Below are 12,491 nucleotides of genomic sequence, written 5' to 3' on the forward strand. Positions count from 1 at the left end.
AAATTTATTGATTGAAAAACAATGTGTTATGCGATCGTTCTTTCATGGAGGTGCAGAGAAAACCTGAGTCACGTTCATTTTTAGTGCAGGATGGGTGAAATGCGCGCTGATTTGGTGAGGTCGATCCGAGAAAGCGGGACAGACATTTCAGTGGCATGTCTGCCCCCGTGAGGCGGTTGTCCCGGTCAGACGGTGACGACGCGCTTCACTCCGGTAACGGAATAAACTCCGTTTCATCACCGGGCACCAGGGGAAAACGTTGATGACGCCAGTCTTCTTTGGCCTGTTCAATGCGTTCTTTCCGGCTGGAGACGAAGTTCCATTCAATGAATCGCGGGCCGATATTTTCACCGCCGATGATGGCGATCCGGGAGGGCTCGGTTGCCTCGATTTCAACGCCTTCCTGAGGTGAAAGGATGGCCATGCAGTGTTCGGGTAAATCGGTGTCTTTGGCTTTTAAGTGGCCTTGTGCAACATAGACGGCACGTTCATCGGCCATGGGGAGCGTCAGGCGCTGGCCGGGCTCGAGTGCTGCCTCAACATACAGGGTTTCCGCAAAGGTTTTGACCGGGGAAGTGACGCCGAATGCCGTTCCCATCATGACTCGGACCGGGATGCCTTGAACGTTCAGGGCAGGAATGTTGTCGTCTGGGTAATGATAAAACGCAGGTTCACATTCTTCGGCTTCAACGGGCAGTGCCAGCCAGAGCTGGAGACCATGCTGATTGTGAGCGACCGAAGTGACTTCATACCGTTCCCGTTCGGAATGCACAATGCCCTGACCGCACACCATGAGGTTGATATCGCCGGGTTTGATGGGTTGTAGGTTGCCCAGAGAGTCCCGATGCAGAATTTCGCCTTCAAACAGATAAGTAACGGTGGCGATGCCAATGTGTGGGTGAGGGCGCACGTTAATGCCTTCGCCCGCAGGGAAGTGTGCCGGGCCCATATGATCGAAGAAGATCCAGGGGCCGACCATTTTTTGTCTGGCGGTTGGCAGCAGGCGACGGACTGAAAATCCGCCCAAATCTTTATCTTTGGGGGTCAGAACAAGCTGAATGGCGCCGCAGGCATCTATGGCGTCACAAGGTTGTTCCACGTCTTTCAATGCATTACTCATGAGCTTCTTCCATGTAACGGTTTGTCATTAAGTATGGAAGAACACAAGAATTTCGCGAGGGATACAAATCAGGCGCCAGTGATGGCGCCTCTTGTCTCTTTTGTATTTTACCGGCTGGAAGGGATCAGGCGGCGTACAGTGAATGGTTTTCCGCCTTGTTCAGAAATGTTGATGGCTAAAGTGTGCGCGTGTTCGCGATGCGCGTAGACGAATACACGACCGTCAGCTTTCGTTTTGTAGGCTGATTTCTGACTTGGAACTGTCACATCAATATTAGCCTGTGGGACACCATTTTTCTCAACGAAAACCCAGGCACCACCTCGCATTGGTGTGACTTCAACAGATAAGGTGTTCGTTAAATCTGCAAAGGCTGAAGCGGAAAATGTGAACGTACCAGCTAGTAGTGCAGCGATGAATGTTTTCATGATTCTAACTCCTTCAGGGAAAAATTTTTTGTTCTCGAAAAGCATGTAGAGATATTAATCGTGATCTGAGTCACTATCCATAGCGATTTGTTGCTCATGTCATTCTAAAAAACTGAACAACTGAATTTCAGGTTTTTGTATGCATCTCTGAACGTAAGCTTCTGATATGATTCCGGTTGCGATAGATATCGAAAGGACAGGCAGAAGGACAGGTAAATGATGGATATCAGGGAAGATCATCAGATCGGATTAAGAAAAGCGGGTGAGCAGGATATGCCGTTCTTGCTATTACTGCGTGAACTGACGATGACACGGTACCTTGAGAAAGCGGGAGAACCGACGGATCAAGCGTCTTTTCTCAGTCGTATTCAATATCAATTCGATGCGGCTCAGATCATTGAAGTGAATGGTCAGGATGCCGGGTTGTTTAAGGCGTTTCATCAGCCGGAGCAACGACAGTGGTATCTGAGCCAGATTCAGATTCATCCTCAATTTCAGAATCTCAGTATCGGCAAAAAGCTGATTGGTGATTTGATCACGCGGGCCTTTGCAAATCATGAGTCTGTGGCGCTCAGTGTCCTGAAAGGCAATCCGGCGAAGCGGTTGTATGAAAAACTTGGTTTTCGTTGTATCAGCGAGTCTGAAACGGAGTTCAACATGGTGTGTCAGCCGGAGCGTCAGGGAGATCACGCGTGAAGATTCAAGCAGTGACACGAGAGCAGGCCCCTGAATTACTGCCAATTTTTCAGGAACTGGAGACGTATTATTTTGGTGATGCAGCAGCATCCCGCAATGACATTGAAGCTTATCTGACAGGCTCCCTGTTTGCACCGCATTCTGGTGTCAGGGTGATTGCGGCATATCTGCAGGGAAACGTGGTCGGTTTTGCCACTTACTCTATTTTGTATCCGGCTCCTAAGCTTTCGGGTCAGATGTTTATGAAAGATCTTTTTGTGTCGGCCAGTGCCAGAGGCCAGAAAGTAGGGCAGGCGCTGATGCGGTATTTAGCCCGGGAGGCACTGGAGAAGGGATGTCGTCGGCTGGACTGGACCGCAGAAACTACGAATCCATCTGCTGGGCAGTTTTACCGGGCCATTGGTGCGTCGCTGATTCAGGAAAAAGAATATTACCGGTTTGCTGAAGATGCGCTTGAGGCATTTGCATCAGGCCGTGAATCTGAACGTATTGTTCATCAAGCTGATCAATCAGTTGTTCATCAGGGAAGTGAAGCCAAATGAAGATAATCCGCAGCCATGAATTTCAGGCCGACAGGGCATGGGGAGCGATGGACATCGCCAATATGAATGGGATCACAACCCGGTTGCATTGGACGGATCAGCCCTACAAATGGCACGTTAATGACGGTGAAGAAGTGTTCGTCGTGCTCGATGGACAGGTCGAGATGTATTACCGGGAACACGGGGCAGAGCAGTCGGTTTTGCTGAACGTGGGTGACATTTTCTATGCCTCTGTGGGTACCGAGCACGTTGCACACCCGCTAGGGGAGGCGCGGGTTCTGGTCATTGAAACTGCTGGCAGCGTTTAATGGAAGAATGAAAAAGGCGCCGCAGGTCAGGGGAGTGACCGTGCGGCGCCAAGGTGAAAGCACGAAGATTTTACGGTTTTAGTTCAGGGTGTCAGAACGCGCTTGCCGCACTTGCATAAACCTCAACATTCGCCGTTTCGCCTTCATTGCTCAGCATCAGATGGACATAACCTGCCTGTTCTGCGGTGATTTCAATGAATTCACGGTTTCCGGTGTAAGTTGATGCAACGTCGTACTTCTCTGCGGTAGGCCAGTGAGCGCTGGCCGCGTATAAGCTCACATTGCTGTTGGATGCATCTGTGCCGGTTGCTTCCTGAGTCGGGTTGACCCAGACCCGCAGTGTCTGGCCGGCTTGTGGCACATAAAATGCCAGATAGCGCTGTTCGGAAACACGGACAGCCTGTGGTTTGTCCGCTTCAAGAACGATGGGCGTTAAATCATCCGCAGGTTTGGAATCGTGATGATCATAGCCCTGATCCAGTGCCGCAATGTCTGCTGCAGCCTTCAGCGTGACAGAACGGAATGCTTCACGACCCGTCACACTCAGGTAATAGCGTCCGGGTTTGATGTAGCCGTTGGCTTCCGGCGTAAACGCCAGTGTTTCGTTGCTGCCACGTTGAAAATCGGTGAAGTCGAAATCATAGTAATGGGCGATTCGGCCATAACTGGCGTAGAGGTCGGCATCGCCATCGCCTGTGATTGACAGTGAGAATTCACGGGTATTAGCCGGAATGTCGACATAGTACAAGTGTTCGCTGTAGGCTTCGCCAGCCAGTGTCATCGGTTGATCGAAGGTCAGTGATGTGACTTCATCCGGATTTGGCTGAGGTTCCGGCTGAGGGTCTGGCGTCGGCTCGCCCGGCTCATTCCCGGTGGATTCAACGGTCAGCAGCCAGTCCCGGAATTCTGCTGAATAAGCACTTCCCAGTCTTTTCGCTGTGTCTGTCCATTGTGAATACTGACCTTGCCGTCCATAGGACAAGAGGGTATTCACTTCATCCGGGTGGTTCTCCATCAGAAACCGTACGGCCAGATAACCCCAGCGATAAATGCGGTTCAGATCATGATCATAGGTGGTTGCCAGCACTTCAGACAGGGTGTAGGTCTGCTCGCGGGCCAGTTCAACCGCTGCGGTATAGCCTTGTTTATAATGCATATACTCGGCAAAACCTTCCAGCCACCAGACGGTGTGTCCCGGACTCAGTACGTCGTTAAAATCGCCGTACAGATTGAAGCGGCCATCCAGATAATGCACGTATTCGTGCTCCAGATTTAAAATACTGTAGCCTTCTGCATATTCATTGCGATAGGCCACGAAGCGCGCCTGATTATCCGGGTTTGCCGGATTTCCTTCCAGATACTGACCGCCATTATTGGTGCTATTACCGAACAGGAAGTTAGAGAAACTGACATAGTCGGCATTGTTATCGAAAACCACCACTTCAACGCGGTTGTTGAGATCATCCGCAACGGGCTGGTCACCGCTGTTAACTACCTGATGAAAATCAGCTTCTTTGCCGGAAAGCACGTCACACACGTCAGCCGCCTGCGCCTGAGTCATCTTCTGAGCGCGGACAATCGCCGGGCCGTTACACTCATAACGAAATGGCATGACACGGACTTCGAGCTGAGCTTTGGCATTTTTCAGTCCCAGTGCTTCTGCTTTATCGGGCGCAAAATAATTGATCATTTCTGCAATCCCGACCCACATTTTGTCGCTCTTGCCGCCTAACGGATAGTGTTCCAGCAGGGACTCCAGAATGGAAAGTACTTGTTTGCGGGTCGATTCGTGCGGTGTCACCAGTAACCGGCCCATTTCACGTGCCGTGTTGCTCACGATGAAATCGGCATCGGTGCCCAGCGCCCATTCGTTATCCAGAATAAACTGGTGCAGTTGTTCCAGATATTCAGGGTGCTTTGCCAGATCGTCATAAAACGGGTCGAGGCTGATATGACCGCTCATGGCGCGGAACAGGTTGTTGAGCGCATCGACAAATTGCAGATCCTTCGCGGTTTCTGCGTTGAAGTGATTGAGCAGCTGTAACTGACTGGCCATGGTCAGCGGTAACTGACGGATATTATCGACCATGATGGTCATACTTTTCAGTGCAGCGACCTGCTCGCGGCCGCTTTGCGTGGCGCCGGGGGAGGTGAGAAATGCATTGATTGTATTTGCCAGAGCGACATCAAGCGCATCGGAAAAATCACCATACTGCGCTTTGTGTGCGTAGCGGACGTAGTAGGCCGCACGAACGAATTCACCCAGATTCTCAATGACAACGGCCTGCTGCTTTTCCCCCTGGTATTGGTTGATGTGCAGCATCAGCTGTTGCTGGATTTGGTGAATGCTGTTTTCGCTGAAAAGCGAATTCAGCGTTTCTGCCGGTGCAGAAAACCAGGCGTTTCGGCAATCGATATCAGCTTTCTCGATCTCAGTGACAGGGGAAGGTGAAGCAGAGAGTGCATCGATTTCACAAAACGGTGCAGCTGCCGCGGTATTCGAGTACAAACCCGCAGCAATTAACAGCGTCAGCGCAGATCGCTGAAAACCGGAGTGAATGTGTTTCATTAGATAACCCTTTGATTTTGATGGAACAGGAAATGGCGTTATACCAATCAGATATCAAAATGCATTGGGTTGAATATGAAATTCAGAGGTCAGTTCACAAATAAACAAAAGCGTATATAAGTAATGAAAGAAAGTAGCCCGATGTTTCACCGGGCTATTGTGGCAATAGATCATTATAATTCGTCGATGACGTGCAACATTCGGTATTCATCAAAGGCAAACTGATCCGTCATGCCGCTGATATAGTCCTGAATTAACCGAATGCGGAAATACAGTTCCCAGCATTGAGGGTCACATGCCAGGGGGAGATTTTCCAGGTTCTCTTGCCTTAGAGCAGCCTGATAGGCGCGGATATGTTTATTGGGTAATTTCTTGTAGAGGTGGTGCTGGTAAGCGGTTACATCGGGTTTATCTGCGCCCTCGACCAGTTGCTGAAATTGCCCGGCACTGAGTGTCAGTAGTTCATGATATGTGTCCAGCAGACCGGTGAGGATTTTATAGCCCTGCAATTCCCGGGATTCGACTTCTTTGGTGCCAAAAGCATGTTTGACGGCGATATTTTTTAAGGTTTTAACTAAAGCATGATTTGTTGAACGATCTTCGATGAGATGTGCGTTGTAGCGGCCATCAAAGACGGCCTCAATATGATCGATAAAATTATTCGCGGCATGTTCTGGCAGGCGTTTGCTCAGTTCAACCCGCATGAAAATGAAAAACTGGCTGTCACCGCAAATGCTGGCTCGTCTTGCGCTGTTTTGAGCAATGCCGACGATGGTTTCCATTTCTTTCAGACCCTGACCATCAATGTCAAAATCCCGGGCGATGGTTTGATATTCTTCGACTAGTAACTGACTGAGTTTTTGAATATCCAGAATTCCTTTTTCGACGGCATCTTCGAGATCTGCGAGTCCGTAAGAAATATCATCTGCTGCTTCCATGATGTAAGCAAAAGGTGAACGGCAACCGTCTGTAATACGAAGCGAAGTTTTTAAGTCTTCAATAAACTGATATTCGCTTAAGTAATATCCGACTTTTTTCTTTAAATAGCTCAGGTCATTGCTTTTTTCGGGTTTTGGCTGATCGCCCCGGCGAGTGTATTTCATGATCCCGGAAACCTGAGAATAAGTCAGGTTTAATCCCAGTAAAGTGTGAACCAGCCGGATCGCTTGCGCGTTGCCTTCGAAGTTTTGTAAATCAAGCTGTAATGCATCAGGTAAATGAATCCCGGCTGATTGACCGATAGCTTTAAGATTTTTCCTGAACCAGTCATTGATCGCAGCTTCGCCAAAGTGACCAAATGGCGGATTTCCAATGTCGTGCATCAGGCAGGACATTTCGACAATCGATTCCATTTGTCTTTCAAGCTCATTCAGACCGTATTGATTGATGAGTTCGCGTTTTTTCAAAGTTTCAAAAATTTTCTGGGTGATGTGACGGCCCACTTGCTGAACTTCGAGAGAATGGGTCAGACGGCTTCGGACCGCAGCGTTTCTTTCCAATGGGAAGACCTGGGTTTTTTGCTGTAACCGTCTGACGGCAGCCGAGTTGAGAATACGTCCCCGATCGCTTTCAAAAACTCTCAGTTCAGGGCTTCCGTCGCCTTCACGATAAGGTCGTAAGCCATGTTTTGTACCATCCGTCTTGTAAACCCGGTTGAACCGTATTTTTACTTCAAAATTGACCGCCATATCCATTCTCCCAACATTCAAACGGATTCAATTTACTCGATCGGGCGTTCGTGAAGGAGGAGCTTAATTAAAAATGCGAGATCAATAACAGATGGAAATGCTCAGGCGGGATCTTTCTCATGTGAAATAAGCTGTTGTTTCATTATGAGAAGCCGTATTTATCTGTCATCAATATTTTGGTAATTGATTCATTTGTTTTTTACATAGTATTTATTGATGCCAATCACGCAATGAATCTTTGTATGATGCACGTTAAGCAGATAAATCTTTGTGTCTTGCAGACAAGACTATATTCAACAAAAAACAGTAGAAGTATTCCTGACGGAAATACTCATCGTTGTTCAGTGTCAATTGTGATTTGAATGAAAAGTTTATTGGCTTTGCATTCGCAGACAGGGAACCGTCATGCGTGAAGCTGCGGGTTGTCGTTGAATCTCAGACACATTTTCAGTTGGGCAAGGTTGAACAATATGGATACATTTCATCGCACAGGCGCGGGTCTGTTGTTTTACGTCGTTGGCGTGATGGCGCTGATGATTCTTTCATTTCTTCTGTTCGAACAGGATGTCCAGTCTTTCGTGACCTCTACCATCACTTTCCTGTCTGAAAAAGCCCCAGCCGGTTTTTGGCTGATCTCACTGTTCATCATTGTGTTACTGACGTTTGATATCGTCTTACCGATTCCGTCCAGTCTGGTGGCTATGTTTGCAGTCGCCTCACTGGGTCCGTTGTGGGGGGCATTGAATATCAGTATTGGATTAATCCTGAGTTGCTGCATTGGTTACTGGCTGGGTGTCCGCTCAGATCGCTTGCTGGGTGCACGCTGGCTGAGTCACCGGGAACGCCAGAAAGCCCGTCGTCTGGCAGGTCAGTTAGGCAGCAGTACGCTGGTGGTGATGCGCGGTGTTCCTGTGCTGGCAGAAACTTCGGTGATCGCTGCCGGTATGATTCAGTATCCCTTCGGCAAATTCCTGCTCATGACGTCTCTGGCCAATATCGGGCTGGCCACGGCATATGCCTATGTCGGCACCTATGCCAGCGTTCAGGATCCATTTTTGCTGGTGGTGGCCGGAAGTATTGCGGTGCCGGCGCTGGGATGGATGCTGAAATGGATCTGGCAACAGCTGGCTGACTCAGCGTCAGTTTCTGATGCTGAATCAGATGCTGCGTCGGGGGAGATTCAGACGATTAAAGCGGCATTTAGTGTTCAGCATCAATACCCTGTGTGTTTTACCCGGCATGTATTCGCCCGGAATAATTCTGATTTGCTCACGATATTGTTGCGATCACGGATGAATTCAGGCGAGGACGTCCTGTCACTGGGTTGTGTTTTGATTGTGGATCAGGGGGTTATTGATGGAAATCCTGAAGTACTGGATGAGGCTACACAGTATTTCTCTCAGCATCAGCAATATATCCACATGATGGCTGAGCCCTTCGTCGTTCAGGGTGGAGAAGCCATCAAGCAGCCGGAACAGCTCGATATCCTTTACCGTTACCTGCAGCGGCATCAAGTCGATCGCCACAATATGGTGATCGCGATGGGCGGCGGTGCCTTGCTGGATACCGTCGGATATGTCTGTGCAACCTTCCATCGCGGGATCAAATTGCTGCGGATGCCCAGTACGGTCCTGGCGCAAAATGACGCTGGGGTCGGGGTGAAAAACGGTATCAATGCCTATGGCAGTAAAAACCTGATTGGCACCTTTTGCCCGCCTTTCGCCGTGCTGAATGATCTGGCTTTACTGAATACGCTGCCGCAGCGGGATAAGCGGGCCGGACTGGCTGAGGCGGTGAAAGTGGCCGCGATTCGCAGTGCCGGATTTTTCCAGTGGCTGGAGCAGCATGTACCGGCCCTGAATGCTTTCGACAGCCGGGTGACACAACATGCAATTGCACGTTGTGCCGAACTTCATATCCAGCAGATTACTCAGGGCGGTGACCCTTTTGAAACGGGCAACATACGCCCGCTCGATTATGGGCACTGGGCCGCGCATAAGCTTGAATCACTCACGCAGTATGACGTCCGGCACGGTGAAGCGGTGGCTATAGGGATGGCTTTAGATGCCTACTATGCCAGCGAGGCCGGAATGCTGAGTCGTTATGACCTGAGACGGCTGACCGGTTTGCTGGAAAAGCTGGGTTTTACGTTGTGGCACCCGGCACTCGATCTCTGTGATCAGAACGGACAGCCTCTGATTTTTGAGGGACTGGAAGAATTTCGTCAGCATCTGGGCGGCCAGTTATGTATCACGCTGTTAACTGCGATCGGGACTGATGACGAAGTCCATGATATCGACACCGGCCGGTTATTGTTTGCACTGCGCTCCTTGAAGCAGTTTCATCAGCCTGCCGAGAAGCAGGATGAAGATCAGCCGCGTTGGCAGGAGGTCGGCTGATGCGAATGCACACCTGGCTGACACTCGGGCGGGCCTCCAATCTGCCCAGTGTCTGGAGTAACGTGTTTGCGGCCGCACTGGTGGCACAGGCCAGCCTCGACACTGACTTGATGCGAGCGGGAAGCCCGGGCCTGCAAGTGCTGTTGTGGGGGGGATGTCTGATCTCTCTGTCGCTGATGTATCTGGCGGGCATGTTTCTCAATGATGCTTTTGACGCCAGATGGGACAGACGTCACGGCAATGCCCGTCCAATCCCGGAAGGAAAGGTTTCGGCAGCGATGGTCTGGCTGAATGGCGCCATGATGCTGCTGCTCGGCGTGGTAATTGCGGGGACTTTATATCAGCACGCGTATCCGGAACAAGCATCGCTGGGCTGGTTGATGGTGCTCTGTCTGGCGGCGCTGATCTTGCTCTATAACCTGGTTCACAAACGCTTTCGGCACAGTGCGGTCCTGATGGGCGGCTGCCGGCTGGGCGTTTATCTGATTGCGGCCATGATGCTGGCGGAGATCACTCCGGAGATAGTGCTGGCGGCAGTAGCGCTGTGCCTTTACATCAGTGGGATTACCTACGCTGCCCGGGAAGAACATGCAAACCGGGTCTCGCAATGGTGGTCGGTGGGGCTCCTGTTCCTTCCTGTTTTGCTCCTGACCACGCTGGGGTACGCCTTTCCTTATTTCTGGCTCTTTGCCGGTTTGCTGAGTTTGTATCTGTTGTTCATGTTGAAGCACTGCCTTTTTTCTGCGTCCAGAAATGTGCGGGCGTTGATTGGTGGTTTGCTTGCAGCGGTACCGCTTCTGGACGGGCTGATGCTGGCCAGTATGAATCTGATTCTGCCCAGTCTGTTCTGTGTTGCATTGTTTTTCATTATGCCTCACTTACAAAAGTGGGTTCAGGCAACCTGATTGTGTGAGACCAAATTATGTATTCCCGACGTTTTGATACTCCGCTAAGCCATTTTTCTCCGGATGCACTGCAAAGTGAGTTGTTTGCCATGCTGGATCCTGCATCCAGAACCTGGCTGCAGGTTGCCAGAGACAAAATTCTGGATTGCAGAACACTCGATAACGCAGTGAACGCCCTGATGCTGACCAGTGCCATGACCCGGCGCAAACTGGGGGAAGAGGAACTGAAATACCAGCCCGAAGGGACACACTGGCAGGTTGATCAGGCTGGCCGGCTCTTGCTGCTGCTGACACTGAGAAGTATCGTGCCGAGCGCGCAGTGGGGGGAGTTACTGTTTTCTCTTTACCGGCAATTTGATGAAAACGAAAAAATTGTCACTGTCCGGGCACTGGACTGGCTGGGGGAGAATCATGATCTGAACCCGATTGCGATGGAAACGACGCGGACCAATGATATCAACCTGTTCGCGGCAATTGCGCTCAATAACTCTTATCCGGTGAAGTACTTTAATGAGCGGGCCTTTCATCAGCTGGTACTGAAAGCCTTGTTCCTTGATTTAAATATTCAGCAGATTGAAGGGCTGCCGCTGCGTCAGTCGCCTGAACTGACGCAGCTCTGTGTGGATTTAACAGAAGAGCGGCAGCGTGCAGCGCGGGAGGTGCCGACGTCAATCTGGCTGGGGATGCGCTATCGCTATCTCTCGGACACAGCGAAACAAATGTACATGCAATATGTATTTTCTGAATCAGAGGAACATCAGCACTATACGCTGCTGGCTCTGGTCAATAACGGGGGACAGGACTGCCCGCCGGAGTTCTGGCGAAAACTGTCTCACCTTCAGTCGTCGATGCCGGATGAAACCCGGATGCTTGCTGATCGCCTGCTGTCAGAATTCCCTTTCAAACGCTCGCACTCCCCATTTTCAACAACAGGACATTCTCATCATGAAATTCTTTGATCCGCATATCCATATGGTGTCTCGCACCACAGATGACTATCAGCGTATGTATGCGGCCGGTATCGTCGGCGTGATAGAGCCGGCTTTCTGGCAGGGACAGCCACGGACCTCAGTCGGCAGCTTCGTCGATTATTTTGATTCCCTGCTGGGCTGGGAACGATTCAGAGCCAGCCAGTTCGGGATTCATCACTACTGCACCATGGGGTTGAACCCTAAAGAAGCTAATGATCTGGCACTGGCCAATCAGGTGATGGAGGTGCTGCCCCGTTTTCTGGCCAAGGATGGCGTGGTGGCTGTGGGCGAAATCGGTTATGACGACATCACGCCGGAAGAAGATATTTTTCTGGCTGAGCAGATGCAGCTGGCGATGGAGTTTGAGCTGCCGGTACTGATCCATACACCGCACAGAGACAAGATTGGCGGAACCAAACGAACAATTGCTCTGATTCGTGAAGTGGGAATCCCTGAAGAGATGGTCCTGATCGATCATCTGAACGAACTCACGCTGCCGCTGGTGATGGAAACTGACTGCTGGCGGGGCCATTCCATTTATCCCAACACCAAGATGTCTGAGCAGCGTATGGTCGCACTGCTGAAGGAATACGGTCTGGAAAAAATGGTAGTCAACAGTGCTGCGGACTGGGGATGCAGTGATCCGCTGAAAGTACCGAAGACCGGAGCCGCGATGAAAGATGCCGGTTACAGCGAAGCTGATATTACCCGGGTACTGTTTGAAAATCCGATTGATTTCTTTGCGCAAAGCGGCCGGATCAGCAGAGAGGCAGTCAATACGCCGATTAAAGTTGATCAAACCCGGTTGTGGGAATCCAACTCAGCGCTGCGGGGACAGGAACCGGTTGTTGAGAACTGAACCTGATAT

General features: G+C 50.5%; 11 protein-coding genes. 7 read left to right on the plus strand and 4 right to left on the minus strand.

Annotation, left to right across the window (positions count from 1 at the left end; all coding sequences use genetic code 11):
* Nucleotides 1-205: 205 nt before the first annotated feature.
* Both SPK40_RS16205 and SPK40_RS16210 read right to left on the minus strand, forming a co-directional pair.
* Nucleotides 206-1,120 (minus strand): pirin family protein, encoded by a 915-nt coding sequence (locus SPK40_RS16205; RefSeq protein ID WP_330961162.1) that lies wholly within the window; start codon nucleotides 1,118-1,120, stop codon nucleotides 206-208.
* Between the two features lie 107 nt (nucleotides 1,121-1,227).
* On the minus strand, nucleotides 1,228-1,545 hold the full coding sequence (locus SPK40_RS16210; protein ID WP_330961163.1) for a hypothetical protein: 318 nt from the start codon (nucleotides 1,543-1,545) through the stop codon (nucleotides 1,228-1,230).
* A 216-nt stretch (nucleotides 1,546-1,761) separates the two neighbouring features.
* On the opposite strand from SPK40_RS16210, the gene SPK40_RS16215 reads away from it, so the two are divergent.
* The 3 genes from SPK40_RS16215 to SPK40_RS16225 are packed head-to-tail and all read left to right on the plus strand — an operon-like array spanning nucleotide 1,762 to nucleotide 3,091.
* Nucleotides 1,762-2,241 (plus strand): GNAT family N-acetyltransferase, encoded by a 480-nt coding sequence (locus SPK40_RS16215; RefSeq protein WP_248142617.1) that lies wholly within the window; start codon nucleotides 1,762-1,764, stop codon nucleotides 2,239-2,241.
* Nucleotides 2,238-2,783, plus strand: a complete 546-nt coding sequence (locus tag SPK40_RS16220) for a GNAT family N-acetyltransferase (RefSeq protein ID WP_330961164.1) — start codon at nucleotides 2,238-2,240, stop codon at nucleotides 2,781-2,783. The genes SPK40_RS16215 and SPK40_RS16220 overlap by 4 nt, the downstream gene beginning before the upstream one ends.
* A complete protein-coding gene (locus tag SPK40_RS16225; protein ID WP_330961165.1) occupies nucleotides 2,780-3,091 on the plus strand; it encodes a cupin domain-containing protein in 312 nt (103 codons plus the stop codon). The genes SPK40_RS16220 and SPK40_RS16225 overlap by 4 nt, the downstream gene beginning before the upstream one ends.
* Nucleotides 3,092-3,182: 91 nt before the next feature.
* Here SPK40_RS16225 and SPK40_RS16230 read toward each other — a convergent pair whose 3' ends face one another.
* Both SPK40_RS16230 and dgt read right to left on the minus strand, forming a co-directional pair.
* On the minus strand, nucleotides 3,183-5,660 hold the full coding sequence (locus SPK40_RS16230; protein WP_330961166.1) for a M9 family metallopeptidase: 2,478 nt from the start codon (nucleotides 5,658-5,660) through the stop codon (nucleotides 3,183-3,185).
* A 173-nt stretch (nucleotides 5,661-5,833) separates the two neighbouring features.
* Nucleotides 5,834-7,348 (minus strand): dGTPase, encoded by a 1,515-nt coding sequence (gene dgt, locus SPK40_RS16235; protein ID WP_330961167.1) that lies wholly within the window; start codon nucleotides 7,346-7,348, stop codon nucleotides 5,834-5,836.
* 470 nt (nucleotides 7,349-7,818) lie between these two features.
* Between dgt and SPK40_RS16240 the strand changes: the two genes are divergently transcribed.
* From SPK40_RS16240 to SPK40_RS16255, 4 genes are read left to right on the plus strand one after another with little or no spacing between them, the layout of a single operon-like run.
* On the plus strand, nucleotides 7,819-9,747 hold the full coding sequence (locus tag SPK40_RS16240) for a 3-dehydroquinate synthase (RefSeq protein ID WP_330961168.1): 1,929 nt from the start codon (nucleotides 7,819-7,821) through the stop codon (nucleotides 9,745-9,747).
* Nucleotides 9,747-10,652 (plus strand): UbiA family prenyltransferase, encoded by a 906-nt coding sequence (locus tag SPK40_RS16245; RefSeq protein ID WP_330961169.1) that lies wholly within the window; start codon nucleotides 9,747-9,749, stop codon nucleotides 10,650-10,652. The genes SPK40_RS16240 and SPK40_RS16245 overlap by 1 nt, the downstream gene beginning before the upstream one ends.
* A 17-nt stretch (nucleotides 10,653-10,669) precedes the next feature.
* A complete protein-coding gene (locus SPK40_RS16250; protein WP_330961170.1) occupies nucleotides 10,670-11,611 on the plus strand; it encodes an EboA domain-containing protein in 942 nt (313 codons plus the stop codon).
* Nucleotides 11,598-12,482 (plus strand): TatD family hydrolase, encoded by an 885-nt coding sequence (locus tag SPK40_RS16255; protein ID WP_248142609.1) that lies wholly within the window; start codon nucleotides 11,598-11,600, stop codon nucleotides 12,480-12,482. Before SPK40_RS16250 ends, SPK40_RS16255 begins: the two co-directional genes overlap by 14 nt.
* The last annotated feature ends 9 nt before the right edge of the window (nucleotides 12,483-12,491 follow it).

The organism is Photobacterium sp. 53610, assembly GCF_036409375.1.
Taxonomy (GTDB): Bacteria; Pseudomonadota; Gammaproteobacteria; order Enterobacterales; family Vibrionaceae; genus Photobacterium.

Coding starts and splice junctions, on each gene's coding strand:
- SPK40_RS16205 (WP_330961162.1), bottom strand. CDS start 1,120: ATGAGTAATGCATTGAAAGACGTGGAACAACCTTGTGACGCCATAGAT.
- SPK40_RS16210 (WP_330961163.1), bottom strand. CDS start 1,545: ATGAAAACATTCATCGCTGCACTACTAGCTGGTACGTTCACATTTTCC.
- SPK40_RS16215 (WP_248142617.1), top strand. CDS start 1,762: ATGATGGATATCAGGGAAGATCATCAGATCGGATTAAGAAAAGCGGGT.
- SPK40_RS16225 (WP_330961165.1), top strand. CDS start 2,780: ATGAAGATAATCCGCAGCCATGAATTTCAGGCCGACAGGGCATGGGGA.
- SPK40_RS16230 (WP_330961166.1), bottom strand. CDS start 5,660: ATGAAACACATTCACTCCGGTTTTCAGCGATCTGCGCTGACGCTGTTA.
- dgt (WP_330961167.1), bottom strand. CDS start 7,348: ATGGCGGTCAATTTTGAAGTAAAAATACGGTTCAACCGGGTTTACAAG.
- SPK40_RS16240 (WP_330961168.1), top strand. CDS start 7,819: ATGGATACATTTCATCGCACAGGCGCGGGTCTGTTGTTTTACGTCGTT.
- SPK40_RS16245 (WP_330961169.1), top strand. CDS start 9,747: ATGCGAATGCACACCTGGCTGACACTCGGGCGGGCCTCCAATCTGCCC.
- SPK40_RS16250 (WP_330961170.1), top strand. CDS start 10,670: ATGTATTCCCGACGTTTTGATACTCCGCTAAGCCATTTTTCTCCGGAT.
- SPK40_RS16255 (WP_248142609.1), top strand. CDS start 11,598: ATGAAATTCTTTGATCCGCATATCCATATGGTGTCTCGCACCACAGAT.